The following is an 18407-nucleotide window of genomic DNA, read 5'->3' as shown; positions in this document are numbered from 1 at the left end:
CTCGACTGAGCGCCTAGATAATCTCCCATAATAAGGGGACACCGCCACGATGGGACGATTGCTCGCCTATCTCGATTCAATTAAGGCGCGCGATCCGGCCCCCCGGTCGCGGCTTGAGATTCTCACATATCCGGGTGTGTGGGCGCTCGCGTACCACCGGATCGCGCATCGTCTTTTCAAGGCGCGGCTGTTCTTTCTGGCGCGTGCGGTGAACCATTTTTCGCGTTTTCTGACCGCGATCGACATTCATCCCGGCGCGACGATCGGGCGCAATTTCTTTATCGACCATGGCTTCGTGGTGATTGGGGAAACCGCCGAGATCGGAGACAACGTCACCATCTATCAGTGCGTCACGCTCGGCGGCACGAGCCCAGACAATGGCGTCGCGGGCAAGCGTCATCCGACCCTTTGTGACAATGTCATCATTGGCTCCGGCGCACAGGTGCTGGGGCCGATCACGCTGGGCAAGGGCTCTCGCGTCGGTGCCAATGCGGTGGTGACCAAGGATGTCGTCGAAGGCGCGGTGATGGTCGGTATCCCGGCGCGCGCGACGATGGTGGAGGGGGGGCAGAAGCCGACCGGCTTCCTCGCTTATGGCACGCCGTGCAGCGATATGTTCGATCCGGCGACGCAGCGCGTGGAGTTGCTGCGGTGTGAGCTGGAGACGATGCGCAAGCGGCTCGACGCATTGCTCGCGGAAAATCATCAGGAGCGTGACCGCGCCTGATGGGGACGGTTACGCCCTTTCCCAGCCCGCGCGGCGTTCCGACGCAGATCGGGTTCGAGCGGGTCGAACTGACGCGGATCCTCGATTTGTACGGACGGATGGTATCGGCTGGGCTGTGGCGCGACTATGCGATCGAGTTGGGCCATGACGCCGCGATCTTTGCCGCCTTTCGCCGTGCCGCCGAGCGCCCCGAATTCCGCATCGAAAAGCGCCCGGCCTTGCGCAACCGGCAAGGCATGTGGGCGCTGGTCAATGAAGCGGGCCTCGTTTTGAAGCGTGGGCACGAATTGGGCCCGGTGCTGGCCCCCGTCGAACGACGATTGATGAAGGTGGTGGACTGACGACAAACCCCGCTCGCGGCCGAGCGGGGTTTGGAGCGGGGTCAGGCGGCGACCATCGTGCCGACCGGGGGCAAACGCTCGCCCAAATGGCCGAGCGTGCCGATCACTATCCGCCGCATCGTTGGCCAGAATGCCGACAGCGTCAGCAATGCCGAGCCGATCGCGAGGCCGGTGAATGCCCAGGCGAGTTCGATTGCCCCTGCATTCTGGAACAACGCGTACATCGCGTAGAGGACGTAGACGAGGCTCGACACCAGTAGCGCACGCCGGTCGACCGCAAGGGCGACGAAGGCGAAGGCGAGATACAGCGCCAGCACGATCAGCGCAGTGCCGATGTCGATATTCGCGCCGAACACGCCGAGCATGTGAAAGATCGGATGCGCAATCATCGGTGCGGCGGCGAGGTGGAGCCAGAAGGCGACGTCGGCGCGGCGCGTACGCCGTTCGCGGTCGGACATGTCCCACCGCATGGCGAGCGTGAACACGGCGATGCCGCACACCAGCACCAGCGGATAGACGAGGTCTTGCATCGTCGGGAAGGCCGCGAAGGTCAGACCGACCACGACGCCGACGCCCGCTGCTGCCCCCGCCGCGACGGTGATCGGTACCATGAACCGTTGCCAATGCGCCCAGGCTGCCGCTGTGGCGATAAGTGCAATCCCCGCGCCGATCGCGGCGTTGACCTGATTGGAGAGGTCGGGATGGAGTTCGACCATTACGCCGATCAAGCTCGCCGCGACCCCACCGACAAAGGCGAGCAGCAGCAGGATGCTCGGCAACGCCATGCGGCGGACGCGCGTGAAATATTCGGCCAGCGCCCAGGCGGCGACCGCGACCAGCGCACCTGCTAGGGGCGTGGTGATCGACTTGCCGATCCACGCCACCGCGACCAGCACCAGCGCCAGCGCGATCGAGACGAAGATGTCGTTGAATCCGGTCAGCAGCCGGAAGTGCTCTTCGTCGACCGCTGGCACCGCGCTCCGCGCGGCGACGTGGTTGCGCAGCGCAGCGGCGGCGTCGCGCGAGATCGCGCCTGCCGTCACCGCGCCGTCGATATCGCTTTCGCTATACATGGTAATCCTCCTGTTGTCGGCAGGAGGATTACCATACGTGTGTCACTGTAGCAATACAGCGTATCGCTAAGCCGATCAGCCGCCCTGCAGCTTCTTGAGGATGCTCATCGACTGTTCCGCGCCGTTCTGCGGGGTCAACTCACCGGTGCGATCGGTGATCTCCGCCCAGTGCGCCGCAATGCCCTCCGGCGACAGGTCGTCACCGGTCAGCAGCTTGCCTTGCGTCAGCGTGACATAGGCCGCCTGGAACACGCCCGCGCCAGCACCGACGATCATGTTGGTCGGCGCGTCTTCGGACACGAGATAGAGCGCGGCGGGGGCGACCTTCTCGGGCGCGAAAGCAGCGAACGCCTCGGCCGGGAACAGGTCCTCGGTCATGCGCGTGCCCGCGGTCGGCGCGATCGTGTTGACCTTGATGTTGTTCTTGGCCCCCTCGATCGCGAGCGTCTTGGTGAGCCCGGCAAGGCCGAGCTTGGCCGCGCCATAATTGGCCTGGCCGAAATTGCCGTACAGCCCGGTCGAGGATGCGGTCATCAGGATGCGGCCATAATTCTGCGCGCGCATCGTTTCCCACACTGCCTTGGTGCAGTTGGCCGATCCGTTCAGGTGGACGTCGATGACGAACTTGAAGTCGGCCGGCTCCATCTTGGCGAAGCTCTTGTCGCGCAGCACGCCGGCATTGTTGATCAGGATATGGACGCCGCCCCAGGCTTCCTTGGCCTTGGCGACCATCTCGACCATCTGCTCATATTCGGTGACGCTGCCGCCATTCGAGATCGCGTCGCCGCCGGCTGCTTTGATTTCCTCGACGACCTTCAGCGCTGCGTCGGAATGGCCGGTGCCATCGCGCGCGCCACCGAGGTCGTTGACCACGACCTTCGCACCGCGCCGCGCCAGTTCAAGCGCATAAGCGCGGCCCAGGCCACCGCCGGCACCGGTAACGATGGCGACCTTATCGTCGAAACGGATGGACATAGCAGGACTCCTCCAAGTGATTTGAGGCGCGTCCTAGGCGATTGCGCGCACGGTGCAAGCCACGATCGCCATACTGAACTTACGAAAAGGTCGACGTGCGGATGTTCCGCACGTCGGCCGTAAGGGAAAAGGAGGCAGGCCTTCTGCCTACCTTTCCGTCATTTCAATTTAGCGTTTTGGCCGCGGCGTGGAGTGCAGGCGCGCGCCGGCTGCGTTGGAGTGTTCGCGGCACCCGTCGGTGACCGTGCGCGAGCACCACGGATAGCTTTCGGGGGCGGCAGGTGCCGGGGCCGCAGCGGAAGGCGCTGGAGCGGGTTCAGCGGGCGGCGGGGGCGGCGGGGGCGGCGGTGCCGGTGGGGTGGGCGCGGGCTGGGCCATTGCCGCGTCGGGCGCTGCGGGGGCGGTCTGGGCCAAAGTCGGCGTCGCGACGGCGGCGGCGAGCGCCGCGAACATCATGAGCTTCATGCGGGGTCTCCTGCAAACGGGCAGCAATCTGTGCTGCTCGTCCGGTCCAACGCACATTTCCCCGCATGGCTCCCGATTTTCTTTACGCTCCCGAATCGAGCGCGTAGCCCGCCGAGCGTACGGTGCGGATGATGTCGGGACGGTCGCCGCGATTGATCGCTTTCCGCAGGCGGCGGATGTGGACGTCGACCGTGCGGCTTTCGATGTCGCTGTCATGGCCCCATACCGCATCGAGCAAGCGCTCACGCGAGAACACCCAGCCGGGATGTTCGAGGAAATGCTTGAGCAGGCGGAATTCGGTTGGGCCGAGCGGAATGACCTCGCCCGAACGGCGCACCTTGTGGCCGACCGTGTCCATCTCGATGTCGGAATAGGTCAGTTGCTCGCCCGCCAGTGCCGGGCGCACGCGCCGCAGCACCGCGCCGACGCGCGCGACCAGTTCGCGCGGGGAGAAGGGCTTGGTGACATAATCGTCCGCGCCCGTCTCCAGCCCGCGCACCCGGTCTTCTTCCTCGCCGCGTGCCGTCAGCATGATGATCGGCACGTTCGCCGTCTCGGGCATGCGCCGTAGGCGACGGCAGACCTCGATGCCCGACAGCCCCTCGACCATCCAGTCGAGCAGGACGATATCAGGGGTGTTCTCCTTGGCGAGCAGCAGCGCTTCCTCGCCATCGGGGGTCTGCGCGATTTCGAAATCCTCGCGCTTGAAATGCCAGATCAGCAGCTCGGCGAGCGCGGCGTCGTCTTCTACCAGCAACATCTTGGCGCGGGCCATATCGTGTACTCCGTTACGAGGTCGGGATGTCGCCGCGGTCGCGTTCGGCCATGTGCGTGCCGGTTGCGGCGAAATAGATCATCTCGGCAATGTTGGTGGCATGGTCGCCGACACGTTCGAGATTCTTGGCGATGAACAGCAATTGCGCGACCTGACCGATCGTCTTGGGGTTTTCCATCATGTGCGTGACCAGCACGCGGAACAGACTGTTGTAGAAATCGTCGACCTGCCGGTCGCGATCGCACACTTCGACGGCCGCCTCGGCATCGCGCGCGGCAAAGGCGTCGAGCGCATCATGCACCATCTGCACCGCCAGCGCGGACATGGCGGGCAACACCGAGAGTGGCTCGATCTCGCCGTGGCTTTCGATCATGGGAACGCGCTTGGCGATGTTCTTGGCATAATCGCCGATGCGTTCGACCACGCCTGCGATCTTCAATGCGGCGACGACTTCACGCAGATCATCGGCCAGCGGCGCGCGCAACGCGATGATCCGCACCGCGAGCTGTTCGACTTCCATCTGCAGCGCGTCGATACGCTTGTCGCCCGCGACAATCTCGCGCGCGCCTTCCAGATCGTGACGACGGAGCGCTTCCATCGCGGCCGCGATGGCATGCTCCGCCAGCCCGCCCATTTGCGCGATCAGCCCGCGCAACTGGCCGATATCTTCGTCGAAAGCTTTTACCGTATGGTCGTTCAAGGGCGTGGTCCTGCGTTCAGCCGTAGCGGCCGGTGATATAATCCTTGGTGCGCTCCTGCCGAGGATTGGTGAAGATGTCCGAGGTCGCGCCATATTCGACCAGCGTGCCGAGGTGGAAAAAGGCGGTGCGCTGCGACACGCGCGCCGCCTGTTGCATGTTATGCGTCACGATCACGATGGCATAGCGGCCCTTGAGCTCGTGGATCAGTTCCTCGATCTTGGCGGTGGCGATCGGGTCGAGTGCTGAGCAGGGCTCGTCCATCAAGATGACTTCGGGGTCGACCGCGATCGCGCGCGCGATGCACAAGCGCTGCTGCTGGCCGCCCGACAGAGCGGTACCGCTTTCGGTCAGGCGATCTTTCACTTCCTCCCACAGCCCCGCGCGGCGCAGCGACTTCTCGACGATCTCGGCGAGTTGCGGCTTGTTGGCGGCAAGCCCGTGAATGCGCGGGCCGTAGGCGACGTTTTCAAAGATCGATTTGGGGAAGGGATTGGGTTTCTGAAATACCATGCCGACACGGGCGCGGAGTTGCACCACGTCCATTTCCGGCGAGTAGATGTTCTCGCCGTCAAGCGTGATATCCCCTTCGACCTTCGCCCCGGCGATCGTGTCGTTCATGCGATTGAGCGTGCGGAGGAAGGTCGATTTGCCGCAGCCGGACGGGCCAATCAGCGAGGTGACATAGTCCTGCCCGAAGGTGAGCGAAACGTCGGCAATGGCCTGTTTCGCGCCATACCACACGTTGACGTGCTGCGCGGAGATTTTCGGTTGATTGGGAATGCTCACCAGCGGGTCTCGAATTTGTTACGGAGGTAGATCGCGAAGCCATTCATCGCGAGCAGGAAGACGAGCAGCACGATGATCGCCGCGCTGGTTTTCTCAACGAAACCGCGGTCGATCTGATCGGACCAGAGGAAGATCTGCACCGGCAGCACGGTTGCCGGATCGGTCAGCCGCGCCGGGGGCGAGGCGATGAACGCGCGCATCCCGATCATCAGCAGCGGGGCGGTTTCGCCGAGTGCGCGCGCCATGCCGATGATCGTGCCGGTCAGGATGCCGGGTAGCGCAAGGGGCAGGACATGGTGGAACACCACCTGGATCGGGCTTGCGCCGACGCCCAGCGCAGCATCGCGGATCGACGGCGGCACCGCCTTTATCGCATTCCGCCCGGCGATGACGATCACCGGCATCGTCATCAGCGCCAGCGTCAATCCGCCGACGATCGATGCCGAGCGCGGCATGCCGAAGGTGCCGAGAAACACCGCCAGCCCGAGCAGACCGAAGATGATCGAAGGGACTGCCGCGAGGTTGTTGATCGATACCTCGATCAAATCGGTCCAGCGGTTCCGCGGGGCGTATTCTTCGAGATAGAGCGCGGAAAGAACGCCGATCGGAAACGCGATCAGCAACGTCACCAACATCGTGAACAGCGATCCCTTGAACGCGCCCCAGATCCCGGCGCGGGTCGGGTCGTTGGAATCGGAGGCGGTCAGGAAGGGCAGGTTGAACCCGGTCGAAATCGCGCCGCGTGCCTGCAACGTCGCGACGATCGCCTCGGCGGCGGGATCGCCCTGGCGCTTGGCGGCGACGTCGATCGTGTCGGCGGCCGGCACCCAAATGATGCTGCGCCCACGGAGGATGGCGGGGTCGCGCTTCACCGCCTCACGGACGCTGAGCCAGGCACCGTCCGATAGCCACTGGTCGCCGTTCTTGCCGAAAGCGGCGATTGCGGCGTCGTCGGTCGCGCGTTCGATTCCGGCACCGGCCAGCGCCAGGTCGGCACCCGGACCGTGCAGCCGGTTTGGGTCGAGCATCAGCCCGGCGCGTGGGAAATCGATCGGGAGCGCGATCCGCGTTTGCAGGAAGCCGCTCGCACCGTTCATCACCATGGTGACGAGCAGTACCGCAAGAAACCCGGCCGAGAGGATTACCGCAGCGAGGCCGAGCAACCGAAAGCGTTGCTCCGCACCATATCGTCGGCGGATACGCCGTTGCATGGCGGGGGCACGCCAATCGGTCGGCTCGCGGTCGCGGGCGGGGTTTGTGGGTTGGGCGACGGGACTGTCACTCATAAGCTTCGCGATACCGTTTAACGACCGTCAGCGCGACGATGTTGAGGAGCAAGGTAATGACGAACAGCGTCAGCCCGAGCGCAAAGGCGGCGAGCGTCTTCGGGCTGTCGAACTCGGCCTCGCCGGTGAGCAGGTCGACGATCTGCTTGGTGACGGTGGTGGCGCTGGCAAACGGATTGAGCGTCAGCGTGGCAACGCCCGATGCAGCCATCACCACGATCATCGTCTCGCCGACCGCGCGGCTCACCGCGAGCAGCACGCCGCCAACCACGCCCGGCAACGCTGCCGGAAGCAATACCCGCTGGATGGTTTCAGACGTCGTCGCACCCATCGCCAGACTGCCGTCGCGCATCGCATCGGGCACGGCGGCGAGCGAATCGTCGGCCATCGACGAGACGAACGGGATGATCATCACCCCCATCACCAGCCCGGCGGCGAGCGCGCTTTCCGAACTGGCCCAGGTGATCCCGATTGATACCGCGAAATCGCGCACCGCCGGGGCGACCGTCAACGCCGCGAAATAGCCGTAGACAACGGTCGGAACGCCCGCGAGCACCTCCAGGATCGGCTTCATCCAGCGACGCGCGGCGGGCGTCGCATATTGGGTGAGGTACACCGCGCTCATCAGCCCGAACGGTATCGCCACCAGCATGGCGATCACCGCGCCGATGAAAAACGTTCCCCAGAACAGCGGCACCGCGCCCAGCGTTTTGCCTGGGGCGGCGGGATCGATCACTTGCGGGCTCCAATGCGTCCCGAACAGAAAATCGCCAATCGGCACGATATTGAAAAAGCGCCAGGATTCGAACAGCAGCGACGCGACGATGCCGATCGTGGTGAGGGTTGCGATCAGCGAAGCCGCGAGCAGCCCGGCCATCATCACCCGTTCGATCTTGGTGCGGGCGCGGAAATCGGGGCGGACGCGGGTATAGGCGAAGCCGCCGGTCGCAAAGCTCAGCAACAGTGCAACGGCCGCACCGATCCAGTCATTGCGGGTCTGCGCGGCCGCATAAGCGGGCGCGAGTTGCTTGGACAGGGGATTGAACGCCCCGAAGCTGTTGCCCGAGGCGAGACTGCGCGCCTCCGACAGGATGGCTGCGCGGTTGAACCCCGGCGGGGGCAATTGTGCCGCGGCGGGGTCGCGCAACACGCGGTCGGTCACCAAGGCCGGTGAGGTCGCCGACCAGACACAGAGAAACAGGGCAGCGGGGATCACCGTCCACAAGGCGACATAGCCGCCGAAGTGCGAGGGCAGCGAGCTGAACCGCGCGGTACTGCCACGGCGAAAGCTGACGGCGCGCAACCGCGCCGTCAGCCAGCCGATGAGGCCGAGCCCGGCGATGACCAGGAAAAGAGCGAGCATGGACAAAGCGAGGGTTCGACTTCGCGTAAGAGTGTAGGACTAGAGCAGCTTCTTGGGGTCGAGCAGGGTCTCGTCCTTCAGGATTTGCGCGCTGCGCTTGCGGACGTCGTCCGGGGCGGCAATCAGGCCTTTGGCGACAAGCGGACCCTTGGGATCCCACGAGGCGGCATACAGCGCGAGAAAGTCGCGCAGGCCCTTGATCGCGCTGAGATGGGCTTTTTTGACGTAGAGGAACAATGGGCGCGATCCCGGATAGGCCCCGCGCGCGATCGTCTCATAGGTCGGCTCGACCCCGTTGATCGGCACGCCGTTCAGCTTGTCCTTATTCTCTTCGAGATAGGAATAGCCGAAGATACCGATCGCATTCGGGTTCGATTGCAGTTTCTGCACGATCAGATTGTCATTCTCGCCAGCGTCGACATAGGCACCGTCCTCCCGGATCGCGGTACAGCCCTTGGCATAAGCCGCCGGGTCTTTGTCCTTATGGTCGGCCAGCGTCGGGTTGATCGCGTCGCAGCCCTTGGCGAGGATCAGTTCGGCCAGCGCGTCGCGGGTGCCGCTGGTCGAGGGCGGCCCATAGACCTGGATCGGCACTGCGGGCAGCGAAGGATTGACGTCCTTCCACGTCTTGGCCGTGTTCTTTTGGCCCATCGGCGATGCGGCGAGCGCTTTATAGATATCGACCGCCGTCAATTGCAGCTTGGGGCCGCCTTTCGATTCGGCGAAGGCGATGCCGTCGAGGCCGATCTGCGCCTCGATAATGTCGCTGACGCCATTGTCCTTACACGTGTTGTATTCAGTGGCCTTCATCCGGCGCGAAGCATCCTCGATATCAGGATGTGCAGCCCCGATCCCGGCGCAAAACAGCTTCATGCCCGCACCCGTACCGGTCGACTCGATCGCGGGAGATTTGGTGCCGGGGGTCTTGTTGACGAATTGCTCGGCGACAATCGTCGTAAACGGAAAGACCGTCGATGACCCAACGACCGTGATGTGGTCGCGCGAGCCCGCGCCGCCGCCATTCGCCTGATCCTGACAGCCGGTGAGTGTCAGCGCTGCCGCACTCGTGGCAAGAGCGAGTATCGCACATTTCCTGATCATGGAATCTCCCCTCGGGCACTGGACGGCCCCGGACTCGGGCTACCACGACGACCTGCTGCCTGTGTGACATTGACGTTACCGTTTAATGACAGCGGCATTCGGATCCGAACTTGCGGGGGTGGCTTGATATGTCTGGACGTGGGCGGGCAGCATGACGGTGACCGTCGTACCCTTGCCCAACAGACTTGTGACGTCGAAGCGGCCGCGATGGCGCTCGATAATATGTTTGACGATCGCCAGGCCAAGTCCGGTTCCGCCCGCCGCACGGCTGCGGCCCGGATCGACGCGGTAGAACCGTTCGGTCAGGCGCGGAAGATGCTCGGGCGCGATCCCGTCGCCTTCGTCGGCGACGCTGATCCGCACCGTGCCCGCCGCATCGCGCCACAATTTGATGGTGATCGGCGACCCCGGTCGCCCATATTTCATGGCGTTGCCGATGAGATTGTGGAGCACCTGGCTCAATTGGGCGCGGTCGCCCGCGACCGGCGGGACGCCAAGATCGATATCGGTTACAATGTCACCGCTGCGCTTGTCCTGCGCGTCCAGCAGTTCGGAGCGAACCTCGCTGATCAACGCGCCGAGATCGACCGCCCGATCTGGCAAGCGATATTTCTCGGCCTCGATTCGGCTGAGCGAAATGAGATCCTCGACCAAGCGCTGCATGCGGCGCGCTTCGTCAAACATGATCTTGAGGAAGCGGCCCCGGACCTGCGCATCCTCGCCGGCTTTGTCGTCCCCCAGCGTCTCGATATAACCGAGGATCGACGCGAGTGGCGTCCGCAACTCATGGCTGGCATTGGCGACGAAATCGACGCGCATCCGCTCCGCTGCATAATTGCCGGTCTGGTCGACCAGTTGGACAATCCGCTGCCCACCGCTGGCGCGCGCGACGTGCATTTCCCAGTGCTGGTCCTTCGTGCCCAGCCCGACCAGATTGATCGGCCCTTGCGGAACGCCGGTGGTCGGGCTGGCCAGGCGTTCGGCGGCACCGGGGTGGCGGATGGCGACGCGCACATCCTCGCCCACGATATGCTTGCCGAGCAGCGCCAGGGCGACCGCATTGGCATGGGTGACGCGCCCGTCCGCCACGATCAGGACGGGGTGCACGATCGCCTGAATCACGTCCTGTACGTCGGGCGGGCTGGGCTGGCGGATGCTTTCGACGGGGCGTAGCATTTCGATCGGGCCGTCGCCCGTGCCCGTTGCCGCCAACGCCGCCGCGATGCCGCCGACCAGGGTGATGATGGCGGGCTGCAGATCCCAGTCGAGCAAAAACACCGCGATCGCCGCCACGACGACGATGGCGATGGCCGTGATTGTTCGAGAGCCGAAACCTTGGAGCATGCACTGCGCCTTAGCCTAAAGATCGTTAACCCCGATAGCCTTGCTTGCCAGCGTTTTGCGAATGTGAAAGGGCTAGTGCAATGAACGACGATACGCCTGAACTTCCGAACACGACGCGCCGTCGGGCGCTGATGCTTGGCGCGGTCGGCGCGGCGGCGGTGGTGTCGATCCGCCCGGCCCTGGCGTCGACAGCGGCGTCGATTTCGACCTGTGAAATTCCGGTGCCGGATTCAGGGCGCGCGGGCAGCTATATCGCCGCCGACGGGACGGTGGTGCCTGCTGGCACGCGTGGTGCGTTCGCGCCGCCGGGGCGGCCGTTCAAGGGCGAAGAGGTCAAGACCGCGCTGGCGGGGGGGCAATTGCCCGGGACCAATTACGAGCAGAGCCGCGCTTACACCAATTACATCCGGCGGCTGCAATCGGGGACGAGCGGTTTCACCTGCTTCGCATCGCTGCAAATGCCGCGCGGCTGACGCCGTGAACGATTCCCGCGGCGATATTGTGTATCGCATGGCGCGGCCGGAAACGCTGAAGATCGTGCACCTGGACAGCTTCACTGCGGTTTTCCACCGCGCGTCGGGCATCACGCATTTGGTGACGTCGCCCGTGCCGGAAATCCTCGCGGCATTGGGCGAGGCGGGGATGACCCGCGCTGATCTGATGGCGCGGTTGTCGGTCGATTATGTGCTGGGCGATGCCGAGGAGGGTTCCCTGGACGCGCGGCTGGAAGAACTTGTGGCAACCGGTCTGGTCGCGGTCGCATGAGGCATGTGTTCCAGGTGCGGATTGGCCCGATCGGCTTTCGCATCGGCTCGGACTGGCGCGCGCCCATCGCGCAGCTCGAAACGCTCTACGCCGCTTATCCCAAGCCTGAGGACGGCGTGCCCGATTTCACCGTGCGCCTGTTCGCGGCGCGGCCGTGGCGGCGAGTCGTGCGGCCGGCGGTGATGATCGGCGGGGATTATATCCTGCCCGAGGCGGCCCCGCTTCCGCTCGCGCAGGGGCTGCTCGCGGCCGAAATGGGGATGAATTTGCAGATGGCGCTGGGCCAGCGCCATTTTTTGCTGTTGCACGCCGCCGTGGTGGAACGCGACGGGAAGGCGCTGGTCCTCACCGGCGTGTCGGGCGCTGGCAAATCGACATTGGCGGCGTTGCTATCGCTACGCGGCTGGCGCTTGATGGGCGACGAGTTCGCCTTGCTCGATCCCGCGACCGGCTTGCTGCACGCCTTTCCCCGGCTGGTCAGCCTCAAGAACGCGAGCGTCGCGACCGTCGCCGCCGAAGTCCCGGCCGATCGGCTCGGGCCGATGCTGGAGGGCACGCCCAAGGGGACCATCCGCCATCTTGTCCCCGATGCGGCGGCGCTGGCGGCGATGGATGCTCCGGCCAGACCTGCGCTGATCCTGTTCCCGAGTTTCGGCTACGACTCGGCCACGCGCGATGTGGCGCAAAGCGAAGTATTCGTACGTCTTACTCAGGCCTCGACCAATTATGTCGCGATGGGCGAGCGCGGTTTCGATGCGCTGACCGCGCTGGTGCAGGGCGTTCCCGCGCGCGCGATCGATTATCCCGATACCGACAGCGCGATCGCGCTGGTGGAGGCGGCATGGGCCGCGCGCTAGACGGCTGGCTGCTCGCGCAGGCGCTCCGCGATCCGGGCGGCACGGTGGCGCTGGGCGCGGATGAGTGGACCGCCTTGCTCGCCATTGGCCGCGCGGAACAAATGATCGGGACGCTGGCGTGGCGGCTTAATGGCATAGACGTGCCGCCATCGGTCGCGCGCATCCTCGCCGACGCGCGCGCCTCCGCCGAACAGGGGCGGGTGGCGGCCCTGTGGGAGGCGGAAGTCGCGCGGCGTGTGCTGGCCCCGCTCGGGGTGCGCATGGTGTTGCTCAAGGGCACCGCCTTCGTCGCGGCGGGCTTGCAAGCGGGGCGGGGGCGCTCGATCGGCGATCTCGACATCCTCGTGCCGCGCGCGGCGCTCGATGCGGTCGAGGCGGCGCTGCTGGAGGCCGGCTGGGAATGGGTAAAGCCCGATCCCTATGACGATGCGTATTACCGGCAATGGATGCACGAACTGCCCCCGCTCATCCACCGTGACCGCGACCGGATGATCGACGTCCACCACACCATTCTGCCGCTGACCGCGCGGATTACCCCGGATGCAGGCGCGCTGTTGGCGGATGCGGTGGAACTGAAGCCTGGCCTATGGGCGCTGTCACCCAATGATATGCTGGTCCATGCGGCCGCACATCTGTTCGCCGATGGCGATCTGGCAGGCGGTATGCGCAATCTGTGGGACGTGCACTGCCTGGTGGCCGAGTTCGGTGCCGATGGCCTCGCCGGGCGGGCGGCGCAGCATGGTCTGTCGCACGAAGTGGCGCGGGCGCTGCGGCTGGCGGCGGCGCTCTATGGCGAGGGCGCGCGATTGACCCCGGTCGACCGGCTTTACCTGTACCGCCTCACCGCGCGGGATGGCTGGGGCAGGGCGACGCGGCCGATCACGCGTATGGCCTTCTACATCCGCTCGCACTGGCTGCGCATGCCGCCCGCGATGCTGGCGCGGCACTTGTGGACCAAATGGCGCAAGGGCGGGGCAGGGCCAGCGTCAGGTTGACAGGCGTTCCAGTGTCGGCACCAGTGCATCGAACGAATCGATCACGGCGTCCGCACCCATCTCCTCGACCGGGTGGAGCAGGAAGCCGAAGCTGACGGCGATACCCGGGATTTCGGCATTCCTCGCCGCCATGATGTCGTAGATCGAATCGCCGACGAAAGCTGCCGTGCCGCCGCCGCAGCGCCGGATCATTTCGTCGATTGGGGCGCGGTTGGGTTTGGACAAGCCGGGGCCCAGCGTGTCGCCTCCGATGATCGTCGCGAACCGCTCGCGCAGGCCGAGATCGTCGAGCAAGCGCAGCGCAAAACCTTCGAACTTGTTGGTCACGATCGCCACCGTCACGCCCATCGCGTCGAGCTGGTCGAGTGCCGCGACTACGCCCGGAAAGGGCCGTGTATGCACCGACAGGTGCTCGCCATAATAAGCCAGCATCCGCTTGTAGAGCGGTCGGAACGTTTCGGGCGAGCTGCCTCCTGTCGCCTCCAGTCCCTGGCTCAACATATGCTTGGCCCCGCCGCCGACCATCGTTTTGACCTGCTCGACCGTCAGTAACGGTCGCCCGGCAAAGGCAAGCGTGTGGTTGACGGCATCGGTCAGGTCGCCGCTGCTGTCGACCAAGGTTCCGTCGAGGTCGAAACCGACGATGGAGAAGGAATTCTGTGTCATTTGACGATGCCTGACAGGGTTGCTCTGGAAATGGCAAGTGTGTCGTGGCAGGGGGGCACGCATGACCATCCCTTCCGTACCGAACATCGCCGCCGTCATCCTCGCTGCCGGCAAGGGAACGCGTATGAAATCGGATCTGCACAAGGTGCTGCATCCAATCGCCGGGCACCCGATGTTGCTGCATCTGGCGGAGAGCGTCGCCGCGCTGAACCCGGAGCGTACCGTCGTGGTAACAGGCGCTGGGCGCGAGCAGGTCGAGGCGGCGGTCGCGCCGCTCGGCATCGTCACGGCGATACAGGCCGAACAGCTCGGCACCGGCCATGCGGTCGCGCAAGCCGAAGCTGCGCTAGCGGGTTTCGAAGGTGACGTGCTGGTTCTTTATGGCGATGTGCCGTTGGTATCCTCGGCGACGATGGCGGCGATGGTCGCGCGGCTGCACGCGCCCGATTCGCCTGCCGTCGTGGTGCTCGGCTTCCGCCCCGCCGATCCCGCCGCTTATGGCCGGATCATTGCGGACGAAGCGGGCGTCATCGCCAAGATGGTCGAATATAAGGACGCAAGCGAGGCCGAGCGCGCGATTAACCTGTGCAATTCGGGGCTGATGGCGGTGCGCAGCGCCGATCTGTTCGCGCTGCTGGCGCGCGTCGGCAACGATAATGCGGCGAGCGAATATTATCTGCCCGACGTGGTCATGCTCGCCGCTGCGGATGGACGCGCCTCGGCGGTGATCGAAACGAGCGCGGCGGAAGTCGCCGGGATCAACAGCCGCGCCGAACTCGCGGGCGTCGAACTGTCCTGGCAAAATGCGCGCCGCGCCCAGGCGATGGCGGATGGCGCAACGCTGATCGCACCCGAAACCGTGTGGTTCGCTTATGATACCGTGCTGGGGCGCGATGTCGTGATCGAGCCCAATGTCGTGTTCGGTCCCGGCGTCACCGTCGCCGATGACGTGGTGATCCACGCCTTTTCGCATATCGAAGGGGCGACGATCGGCGCCGGCGCGGAGGTTGGCCCGTTCGCGCGGTTGCGCCCCGGTGCGGTGCTGGGCGAGCATTCCAAGATCGGCAATTTCGTCGAAATGAAGAAGGCCGTGCTCGGCGCGGGTGCAAAGGCCAGCCACCTCACCTATCTTGGCGATGCCGAGGTCGGGCCCGGCGTCAATATCGGCGCAGGCACGATCACCTGCAATTATGATGGCTTTTTCAAATACAAAACGGTTATCGGCGCGGGCGCGTTCATCGGGTCTAACTCGGCGCTGGTCGCCCCGGTCACCATCGGCGCGGGCGCGATTGTCGGGGCCGGGTCGGTGATCACCGGCGATGTCGATGCCGACGCGCTCGCGCTCGCGCGCGGCAAGCAGGAAGCGCGGCCCGGCTGGGGCAAGCGCTTCCGCGACGCGATGATGGCGAAGAAAGCCGCCACCAAGAAATAGCCCGGTCCGGGCAACGGAGAGACGAAACTATGTGCGGTATCGTAGGCATTCTCGGCAAGGGCGCGGTCGCGGACCGGCTGCTCGACGGGCTCAAGCGGCTCGAATATCGCGGCTATGATTCTGCGGGCATTTGCACCGTGCACGATGGCGAATTCGATCGCCGCCGCGCGCCGGGCAAGCTCGTCAATCTCGCCGCCGAACTGGCCAAAGACCCGCTGCCCGGCGACAGCGGCATCGCCCACACTCGCTGGGCGACGCATGGCGCGCCGACCGTCGACAATGCCCACCCGCATATCGTGGGGGACGTGGTGCTGGTCCACAACGGCATCATCGAGAATTTCAAGCCGCTGCGCGATGAACTGATCGCTGAGGGGCGGCAGTTCAAGTCCCAGACCGACACCGAAGTCGTCGCGCATCTCATCGACCGCGAATTGTCGCGCGGGTTCAAGCCGCGAGAGGCTGTCGCCAACGTCCTCCCGCGCCTGCACGGTGCCTTCGCGCTGGGCGTCATGTTTAAGTCCGAGCCCGATCTGCTGATCGGCGCACGGCTCGGCGCACCGCTCACCGTCGGTTACGGTGATGGCGAGAATTTCATCGGTTCGGACGCGCTTGCGCTCGCGCCGCTGACCCAGCGCATTGCCTATCTCGAAGAGGGGGACTGGGCGGTCGTCACGCGCGCAGCGGTGCAGGTCTATGACAAGAACAATGATCCCGTCACGCGCCCGATCGTCAATTCGGGTGCCTCGGGCCAGTTGATGGACAAGGGCAACCACCGCCATTTCATGCTCAAGGAAATTTACGAGCAGCCGGTGGTGGTCGCGCAGACGCTGCGCAGCTATTTGCGCCCCTTGGAAGAGCGCGTGGCGCTGCCCGACATGGAATTCGATCTCGGCTCGGTCGAGCGCGTCGCTATCGTCGCGTGCGGCACCGCGTCTTATGTCGGCATGATCGGCAAATATTGGATCGAGCAGCTCGCCCGCGTCCAGGTCGAAGTCGATGTCGCTTCCGAATTCCGCTATCGCGATCCGGTACTCACCCCCAATATGCTGGGCGTGGTCATCTCACAATCGGGCGAGACCGCCGATACGCTGGCGGCGCTGCGCCACATGAAGGCGGCGGGGCTGACCACGGCGGGCATCATCAACGTGCCGACCAGCTCAATGGCGCGTGAAGTCGATTTGCTGTTGCCGACCCATGCCGGCCCCGAAATCGGCGTTGCCTCGACCAAGGCGTTCACCTGTCAGCTTGCCGTCATGGCGGCGCTTGCGGTCAATCTCGCCCGCGCCAAGGGGCAACTGACGCCTGAGGCCGAGCGCGACATCGTCCATCATCTGCAGGAAGTGCCGGAGGCGATGAGCCGCGCGATTGCGCATGACGAGGAAATCGCCGCGATGGCACCCAAGATCGCGGCGGCGCGCGACGTGCTCTATCTGGGGCGTGGCCCCGATTATCCGCTGGCACTGGAAGGTGCGCTGAAGCTGAAGGAAATCAGCTACATCCACGCCGAGGGCTATGCCTCGGGCGAGATGAAGCACGGGCCGATCGCGTTAATCGACGACACCGTGCCGCTGATCGTGCTCGCGCCCTCCGGCCCGTTGTTCGACAAGACCGTCAGCAACATGCAGGAAGCGCAGGCGCGCGGCGCGCTGGTCGTGCTGATTTCGGATGCAGACGGGATTGCGCAGGCCGGTGAAAACACGATCGCAACGATCGAAATGCCCAAGGTGCATCCGCTGATCGCGCCGTTGGTCTATGCCGTGCCGGTGCAATTGCTCGCTTATCATGTCGCCGTTGCCAAGGGCACCGATGTCGACCAGCCCCGCAACCTTGCCAAGTCGGTGACCGTAGAATGACAGCGCCGTTGATTGCCGGAGTAGAACTGGGCGGGACCAAGTGCATTTGCGTCCTCGCCAGCGGTCCCGATGATGTGCGCGATCGCGTCCAGATCCCCACCACCACGCCCGAGGAAACGCTCGGCGCGGTGGAAAACGTGCTGCGTGGCTGGTCGCACTACGATGCGCTGGGCATCGCCAGTTTCGGACCCGTCTCGCTCGATCACACCGCGCCCGATTACGGCTCGATTACCGCGACTACCAAGCCAGGCTGGTCGAACACCGATGTCGGCAAGCGGCTCGCCAGCATTGGCCTGGTGCCGACCGGTTTCGACAGCGACGTTAACGGGGCGGCCCTGGGGGAGGGGCGCTGGGGCGCGGCGCAGGACGTCGCCGACCATGCCTATATCACCGTCGGCACCGGGGTCGGCGTCGGCCTGGTGCTGGGCAACGCCCCGGTCGCAGGGCTGACCCATGCTGAACTCGGCCACATCCGGCCGGTCCGCCTGGCAGGCGATAGTTGGGGCGGGAGTTGCTCGTTCCACGGTGATTGTATCGAGGGGCTGGTCTCGGGCACCGCAATCCGCGCGCGTACCGGCGCGGGCGCGGAGACGCTGGCCGAGGACGATCCGGTATGGGAGGGCGTCGCCCATACGCTCGCGCAATTGTGCCACACGCTGGTGCTGACCGGCATCCCGCGGCGGATCGTGATGGGCGGCGGCGTGATCGTCGGTATCCCGCATTTGCTGCCGATGATCCGCACTCGACTGGAAGCGAGCCTTGGTGGCTATGTGGCGGCGCGCGGGCTGCTGCCGATCGACGCCTATGTCGTGCCCGCCGCGCTGGGCGGCATGGCCGGGCCGCTTGGCGCGATCGAACTGGGCGCGCGTGCCCTCGCTGGGGCCTGAAGTCGGCAACGTCGT

Annotated in this window: 20 protein-coding genes; 9 read left to right on the top strand and 11 right to left on the bottom strand. The window is 65.1% G+C overall.

The annotated features are described in order from the left end of the window. Positions 1 to 49: 49 nt before the first annotated feature. Complete coding sequence (epsC, locus tag ACP7BL_RS03610; RefSeq protein WP_126845661.1) at positions 50 to 727, top strand: serine O-acetyltransferase EpsC; 678 nt, start codon at positions 50 to 52, stop codon at positions 725 to 727. After that, positions 727 to 1068 carry a DUF2794 domain-containing protein gene (locus tag ACP7BL_RS03605; RefSeq protein ID WP_033964617.1) on the top strand — a complete coding sequence of 114 codons (342 nt, stop codon included), beginning with the start codon at positions 727 to 729 and terminating at the stop codon, positions 1066 to 1068. Before epsC ends, ACP7BL_RS03605 begins: the two co-directional genes overlap by 1 nt. A gap of 41 nt (positions 1069 to 1109) precedes the next feature. Here ACP7BL_RS03605 and ACP7BL_RS03600 read toward each other — a convergent pair whose 3' ends face one another. The 10 genes from ACP7BL_RS03600 to ACP7BL_RS03555 all read right to left on the bottom strand — a co-directional run bounded on the left by ACP7BL_RS03600 (position 1110) and on the right by ACP7BL_RS03555 (position 10937). Beyond that, entirely contained in the window at positions 1110 to 2141 is a 1032-nt protein-coding gene (locus ACP7BL_RS03600; RefSeq protein ID WP_033964619.1) for a hypothetical protein, read from the bottom strand. 75 nt (positions 2142 to 2216) lie between these two features. Beyond that, on the bottom strand, positions 2217 to 3116 hold the full coding sequence (locus ACP7BL_RS03595; RefSeq protein WP_341203358.1) for an SDR family NAD(P)-dependent oxidoreductase: 900 nt from the start codon (positions 3114 to 3116) through the stop codon (positions 2217 to 2219). 168 nt (positions 3117 to 3284) lie between these two features. Then, complete coding sequence (locus ACP7BL_RS03590; RefSeq protein WP_426257656.1) at positions 3285 to 3581, bottom strand: hypothetical protein; 297 nt, start codon at positions 3579 to 3581, stop codon at positions 3285 to 3287. An 82-nt stretch (positions 3582 to 3663) separates the two neighbouring features. Continuing rightward, entirely contained in the window at positions 3664 to 4356 is a 693-nt protein-coding gene (gene phoB / locus ACP7BL_RS03585; protein ID WP_010187105.1) for a phosphate regulon transcriptional regulator PhoB, read from the bottom strand. Between the two features lie 13 nt (positions 4357 to 4369). After that, complete coding sequence (gene phoU, locus ACP7BL_RS03580; RefSeq protein WP_033964222.1) at positions 4370 to 5056, bottom strand: phosphate signaling complex protein PhoU; 687 nt, start codon at positions 5054 to 5056, stop codon at positions 4370 to 4372. A 16-nt stretch (positions 5057 to 5072) separates the two neighbouring features. Continuing rightward, the gene (gene pstB, locus ACP7BL_RS03575) at positions 5073 to 5843 is read right to left on the bottom strand and encodes a phosphate ABC transporter ATP-binding protein PstB (RefSeq protein WP_033964220.1); all 771 of its coding nucleotides are present in this window, start codon (positions 5841 to 5843) and stop codon (positions 5073 to 5075) included. After that, positions 5840 to 7129, bottom strand: a complete 1290-nt coding sequence (gene pstA, locus ACP7BL_RS03570) for a phosphate ABC transporter permease PstA (protein ID WP_033964214.1) — start codon at positions 7127 to 7129, stop codon at positions 5840 to 5842. The genes pstB and pstA overlap by 4 nt, the downstream gene beginning before the upstream one ends. Next, positions 7122 to 8492, bottom strand: a complete 1371-nt coding sequence (gene pstC, locus ACP7BL_RS03565; protein WP_405052997.1) for a phosphate ABC transporter permease subunit PstC — start codon at positions 8490 to 8492, stop codon at positions 7122 to 7124. The genes pstA and pstC overlap by 8 nt, the downstream gene beginning before the upstream one ends. A gap of 39 nt (positions 8493 to 8531) precedes the next feature. Continuing rightward, positions 8532 to 9593: a substrate-binding domain-containing protein gene (locus tag ACP7BL_RS03560; RefSeq protein ID WP_426257655.1), complete on the bottom strand. Its 1062-nt coding sequence runs from the start codon at positions 9591 to 9593 to the stop codon at positions 8532 to 8534. Between the two features lie 75 nt (positions 9594 to 9668). Then, positions 9669 to 10937 carry an ATP-binding protein gene (locus ACP7BL_RS03555; protein WP_426257654.1) on the bottom strand — a complete coding sequence of 423 codons (1269 nt, stop codon included), beginning with the start codon at positions 10935 to 10937 and terminating at the stop codon, positions 9669 to 9671. Between the two features lie 80 nt (positions 10938 to 11017). Between ACP7BL_RS03555 and ACP7BL_RS03550 the strand changes: the two genes are divergently transcribed. The 4 genes from ACP7BL_RS03550 to ACP7BL_RS03535 are packed head-to-tail and all read left to right on the top strand — an operon-like array spanning position 11018 to position 13554. After that, complete coding sequence (locus tag ACP7BL_RS03550) at positions 11018 to 11410, top strand: hypothetical protein (RefSeq protein WP_010403104.1); 393 nt, start codon at positions 11018 to 11020, stop codon at positions 11408 to 11410. 4 nt (positions 11411 to 11414) lie between these two features. Continuing rightward, positions 11415 to 11702 carry an HPr-rel-A system PqqD family peptide chaperone gene (locus ACP7BL_RS03545; RefSeq protein ID WP_231564978.1) on the top strand — a complete coding sequence of 96 codons (288 nt, stop codon included), beginning with the start codon at positions 11415 to 11417 and terminating at the stop codon, positions 11700 to 11702. Next, positions 11699 to 12559 carry an HprK-related kinase A gene (locus ACP7BL_RS03540; RefSeq protein WP_033964210.1) on the top strand — a complete coding sequence of 287 codons (861 nt, stop codon included), beginning with the start codon at positions 11699 to 11701 and terminating at the stop codon, positions 12557 to 12559. Before ACP7BL_RS03545 ends, ACP7BL_RS03540 begins: the two co-directional genes overlap by 4 nt. Further along, positions 12544 to 13554, top strand: coding sequence for a nucleotidyltransferase domain-containing protein (locus tag ACP7BL_RS03535; RefSeq protein ID WP_426257653.1), 1011 nt, complete (start codon positions 12544 to 12546; stop codon positions 13552 to 13554). The genes ACP7BL_RS03540 and ACP7BL_RS03535 overlap by 16 nt, the downstream gene beginning before the upstream one ends. Here the strand turns inward: ACP7BL_RS03535 and ACP7BL_RS03530 are convergent. Beyond that, positions 13546 to 14220 carry an HAD-IA family hydrolase gene (locus ACP7BL_RS03530; protein WP_426257652.1) on the bottom strand — a complete coding sequence of 225 codons (675 nt, stop codon included), beginning with the start codon at positions 14218 to 14220 and terminating at the stop codon, positions 13546 to 13548. The genes ACP7BL_RS03535 and ACP7BL_RS03530 overlap by 9 nt on opposite strands. Positions 14221 to 14281: 61 nt before the next feature. Between ACP7BL_RS03530 and glmU the strand changes: the two genes are divergently transcribed. Genes glmU through ACP7BL_RS03515 form a run of 3 tightly spaced genes read left to right on the top strand, consistent with a single transcriptional unit; the run spans position 14282 to position 18392 of the window. Beyond that, positions 14282 to 15652 (top strand): bifunctional UDP-N-acetylglucosamine diphosphorylase/glucosamine-1-phosphate N-acetyltransferase GlmU, encoded by a 1371-nt coding sequence (gene glmU, locus ACP7BL_RS03525; RefSeq protein WP_126845651.1) that lies wholly within the window; start codon positions 14282 to 14284, stop codon positions 15650 to 15652. Positions 15653 to 15681: 29 nt separating this feature from the next. After that, entirely contained in the window at positions 15682 to 17505 is a 1824-nt protein-coding gene (glmS, locus tag ACP7BL_RS03520) for a glutamine--fructose-6-phosphate transaminase (isomerizing) (RefSeq protein WP_426257651.1), read from the top strand. Further along, entirely contained in the window at positions 17502 to 18392 is an 891-nt protein-coding gene (locus ACP7BL_RS03515; RefSeq protein ID WP_426257650.1) for an ROK family protein, read from the top strand. The genes glmS and ACP7BL_RS03515 overlap by 4 nt, the downstream gene beginning before the upstream one ends. The last annotated feature ends 15 nt before the right edge of the window (positions 18393 to 18407 follow it).

This window comes from Sphingomonas sp. DC1600-2, assembly GCF_049897605.1.
GTDB lineage: Bacteria > Pseudomonadota > Alphaproteobacteria > Sphingomonadales > Sphingomonadaceae > Sphingomonas.
This window is presented reverse-complemented; position numbering and strand designations above follow the sequence as displayed.